3 protein-coding genes are annotated in these 4,517 nt (G+C 38.0%); 2 read left to right on the top strand and 1 reads right to left on the bottom strand.

What is annotated here, in order from left to right; all coding sequences use genetic code 11:
• Positions 1-579, top strand: a 579-nt coding sequence (locus GRP75_RS19765) for a LysR family transcriptional regulator substrate-binding protein (RefSeq protein WP_160790139.1), incomplete at its 5' end; no start/stop codon positions are given.
• Between the two features lie 980 nt (positions 580-1,559).
• On the opposite strand, the gene GRP75_RS19760 is transcribed toward GRP75_RS19765, so the two are convergent.
• Complete coding sequence (locus GRP75_RS19760) at positions 1,560-2,315, bottom strand: helix-turn-helix transcriptional regulator (protein ID WP_160790138.1); 756 nt, start codon at positions 2,313-2,315, stop codon at positions 1,560-1,562.
• A 118-nt stretch (positions 2,316-2,433) separates the two neighbouring features.
• Between GRP75_RS19760 and GRP75_RS19755 the strand changes: the two genes are divergently transcribed.
• Entirely contained in the window at positions 2,434-4,350 is a 1,917-nt protein-coding gene (locus GRP75_RS19755) for a right-handed parallel beta-helix repeat-containing protein (protein WP_160790137.1), read from the top strand.
• Positions 4,351-4,517 lie beyond the last annotated feature (167 nt).

Genomic DNA, 4,517 nt, shown 5'->3' with positions numbered 1-4,517 from the left:
AACTTCTTGATGCAATACCTAGAGACATTCTCCTTGGCTTACCCTAATATCGAGATTTATATCAAAGATCAATCTACTCATTCTACAATTAAGCAGCTAGAGTCAGGCGAAGTTGACATAGGAATCATCAATCTGAACGGAAGCAGAGATTCTCTGACGGTGATTGGAAAAATAGAAATACAAGATTGTTTTGTAGTAGGTGAGAGATTTAAAGAAATATGTGATAATCCAATATTCTTAAAAGAACTAGTAGTAAATTACTCGATCATTCTCATGCAGAAAGGACTTAATACAAGAAAATATATTGACAACTTTTTCACTTCATATGGCTTAAAGGTAATACCTAAAATAGAACTGAGTACCATGGAACTGTTAATTGAGTTTGCTAAAAAAGGTTTGGGCATATCGTGTGTAATCGAGGATTTTGTTCGCAGCGATTTGGATCAACAACAGCTATTCATAGTGCCCATCCAAGAAATCATACCTAAAAGGTTTTTAAGTATTGCTATCAAAAAAGACTTGCCCCTTTCTTCAGCAGCTCAGAAGTTTATTGAGCTTTTTCAAAGCTGCACAGTATAAATTTATAAATTGGGTTATCTATTAAAGAATTGTCTAAAAAAAGCTCACTAAGGGCTTCTTATTTGACAGTCAACGAACCTCGCTTCAACCGCTCCAGAATGAGGTCGTCTGCTCCTGCGACAACTGGATGGTCGGTATAGTGAGCATTAAATAGGTAGATATCTAATCGGCAATGGAATAATCAAGTTCTTGTCCTTGGCTCGGAGCATGAACTTGATTTCTTAAAACAAAAAAGCCGTCATTTAGGCGGCTCCTAATGCAACATGGCTTTTGTCATCCGACATTTTTTTATTAACTCAAAGCTCAAGTTTACCAACCAATTTTTTTGAATCAATCTCCTCGTTCCGACATGACGTACCAACCGCAGTGCCCTTTGCTGTTAAAAGTATAAATTTTTAGAAAATTCATAACTTTGGAACTATTTTTTTTCACAAAATTTAATGAACCGAAAACACAAAATAGCAAGTCTCTAAGTTGCAAGAGACTTGCTATTTTTAAGTTTTGGCGACTTGACCCTTAAGAATGAAGTGAATACTGCCACAGCAAACGTACCGAAAACATTTGTTGTGTGATGTATACTGTGTACGAATCGAATCGTTTTTGTTGCCGAGCGCATCACAACCGAGTGAGCTTCTGCCCTGTGACCAGACAGGAAACGAAACCTTTGAAACCACTCACCAGATATCCTGATAAGCCCTCGTAAATCACGGCTTTTAGATGACAAGGGATTGCCGCAGCTGTTCACATTAACCGATTTAAAATGGTGTGCGTCATGTAGAAAAATTCTTGGTAATTGGATGGCTGCGTTTATGGATTTTCTAATTTATTGCTAGCAAAACTTTGGATTAGAAGGATCGTAAATTATGATCTGAAGATTGTTGAGAATTAATGATTATATTTTCAACATAATCACCAGCTAGTTTAAGCTGAAGGTCAACAAAGTGCTCAACGCATTCACCTTATGCTTATGCCGTTCTTCTTTAGTACATTGCTCGATATTCTCTAGGCGCTCTCCTGGTTATTTCCTTGAAGTTACGATGAAAGGTTCTTAAATTGTTATAACCACACTTGATTGCAACTTCACCAATCGCCTGCTGGGAATTTTTCAGCAAATAGCATGCCTGTGAAATCCGATAATGATTTAAGTAGTCCGTGAAGGTGATGTTCATTTGTTGGACAAACAACTTTGATAGATAAGGATAGTCATACTGCAGATATTTTGCAATGTCTTTTAATGTGCAATCAGTAGAATAATTTTCCTCTACATAAAGCAGCATCTTATAGAGCACCTTTGTCTGAGGTGATTGCTTAACTAGGGTAAACGATTTCTGATTTATCAGATCAGCACAAACAGCATATAAAAAACTTTTCTGGCTATAGATTGAATTCAGCTTACTAAAATCAATAGCTCTCTCCAAATGCAATGCACTGTCATTTGGAATTAAGCCTTTTAAATTCATAAAAAAGTCGCCGATCAACTCTGGCGAAAAAAGGATGATTGTAATATTAGAGTAATCGATGGTCTTAAATTCATGCATTTGATTTATAAAGATAAAGACCAGATCATTTTCCTTCAAAAGATACTCTTTTTGATCAATGGATACATATAGCTGTCCATCATTAACATAGATCATTTCATATGCTCGGTGAAAATGAAGGGGAAAGCTATAATTCTTCAATGGAAAAAAATGAAAGAATTCTTCCCCCTCCATTCCATGTTTTTCAAATAAGACCATACAACTCTCCTTTGCCAGAACACTAATATTGTCTTAAAGTGTACTATATTTTGGATAGAATTAACAAATATTATTTCCTATAATAAAATAAATTGAATTTAAAGGAGGATATAAGACTATGGAGTATCACGTAGCAAAAACTGGTTCAGATCACGGCCAGGGGAGTCAGGAAGATCCATTTCTGGCAATCAATAAAGCAGCTTCTGCTGCTGTGGCAGGAGACACGGTTATTGTCCATGAAGGGGTATATCGTGAATGGGTAAAACCAAAATTTAAAGGATTAAGCACCAAGAGAAGAATTACTTATCAAGCTGCAAAAGGTGAAAAAGTAATCATTAAAGGCTCAGAGCATATTCAAAGTTGGCAGCATGCAGAAGAGAATATTTGGAAGGTTGTGTTGCCGAATGAGTTTTTTGGTAACTATAACCCATATGCTCTTGAAGTGTCCGGAGATTGGCTCGTAACAATTGAGGAAACCAAGCATTTAGGAGACGTTTATTTAAACGGTATGTCTTTTTATGAAGTCAGCCGCTTTGAACAACTGATCGATCCGAAGGTTACAACAGAAGTATTGGACCACTGGACAAGAAAAATGGTTCCTGTTCATAATCAGGAACAGACAAAATATGTCTGGTTTGCAGAAGTGAATGCTGATAATACAACCATATATGCAAATTTCCAAGGCGCTGATCCGAACAAAGAATTTGTTGAGGTTAACGTTCGCAGATCTTGTTTCTATCCCCAAGATACAGGGATTGATTATATTACAGTAAGAGGCTTTGAAATGGCGCAGGCCGCAACACCATGGGCACCTCCGACAGCGGATCAGCCTGGACTGCTTGGCGCCAATTGGAGCAAGGGTTGGATTATTGAAAACAATATCCTTCACGATGCAAAATGCAGCGCCATCAGTATTGGTAAAGAAGCCTCCACCGGGCATAATTATCGCTCCGTCCGGAAAGACAAACCCGGATACCAGTACCAGCTTGAATCTGTCTTTTCTGCTGAACGTAATGGCTGGTGCAAGGAAAAAATCGGCTCCCATATTATCCGTAATAATACGATTTATGATTGCGGTCAAAATGGAATTGTGGGTCACTTGGGCGGTGTCTTTAGTGAAATTCATCACAACCATATATATAAAATTGCTCTGAAACGTGAATTCTACGGTCACGAAATTGCAGGAATCAAGCTCCATGCAGCCATAGATGTCCAGATTTACCATAACCGTATCCATGACTGCTCTTTAGGATTATGGTCAGATTGGCAGACACAGGGAACAAGGATTAGTAAGAATTTATTTTATAGCAATAATCGCGATTTGTTTGTTGAAGTAAGCCATGGGCCATATATCGTTGATCACAATATAATGGCTTCTGAATATTCTCTGGACAATGTGTCACAGGGTGGAGCTTACATAAACAACCTAATCTGCGGTAAGATGAATCATTGGAAAGAAATGACACGTTCTACACAGTATCACCTCCCCCACAGCACCAAAATCGCAGGTTTTTCTTTTATTTACGGCGGTGATGACCGTTTTTATAATAATATTTTCATTGGAGCTGATGGATTAGAAGGTGTCGGAACGTCCCATTATAAAAACCACACGGCTTCTTTAGAAGAGTATATTGAAAACGTACACAAAAATCCCGGAGACGCTGAAATATTTAACTTGGTGGAACAACCTGTTTATATTAATAACAATGCGTATTTGGCCGGAGCAGAACCGTTTGAAAGAGAAAAAGATAAGATAGTTGACAAAAGCTTTCATCCAAACTTCAGAATAGTTGATAAGGGAGAAGAAGTTTATCTTTCCTGTGAATTACCGGAAAATTTCGATGTTTTTCTAGGTGAAGTACATTCAACAGCAACATTAGCACGGGTACGTATCGTTGACGCTGAATTTGAGCGCCCCGATGGTAGTGAAGTGATCCTGGATACTGATTTGTTGGATATGCAGAGAGTAGAAAAGTCTCTAATAGGGCCGATTACACTTTTGAAAAAAGGTAAAAATTATATTAAAGTTTGGTAATCCCTTATAGAAAAAGCCTTACACCTCTAGGGGGGACTGACCCCCGTTTGTGAGACAGGGATCAAAACACCTTGCAAGTTTAAGCAGCCAGTCGCCTGTAATCCACCGGCGACTGGTTATTTAGTTTCGCTTGAATCCGAATTGAGTTATAGTAGGTGCTGTAGTCT

It is taken from the genome of Paenibacillus sp. OT2-17 (genome assembly GCF_009827695.1).
Lineage (GTDB): Bacteria > Bacillota > Bacilli > Paenibacillales > Paenibacillaceae > Paenibacillus > Paenibacillus polymyxa_B.
This window is presented reverse-complemented; position numbering and strand designations above follow the sequence as displayed.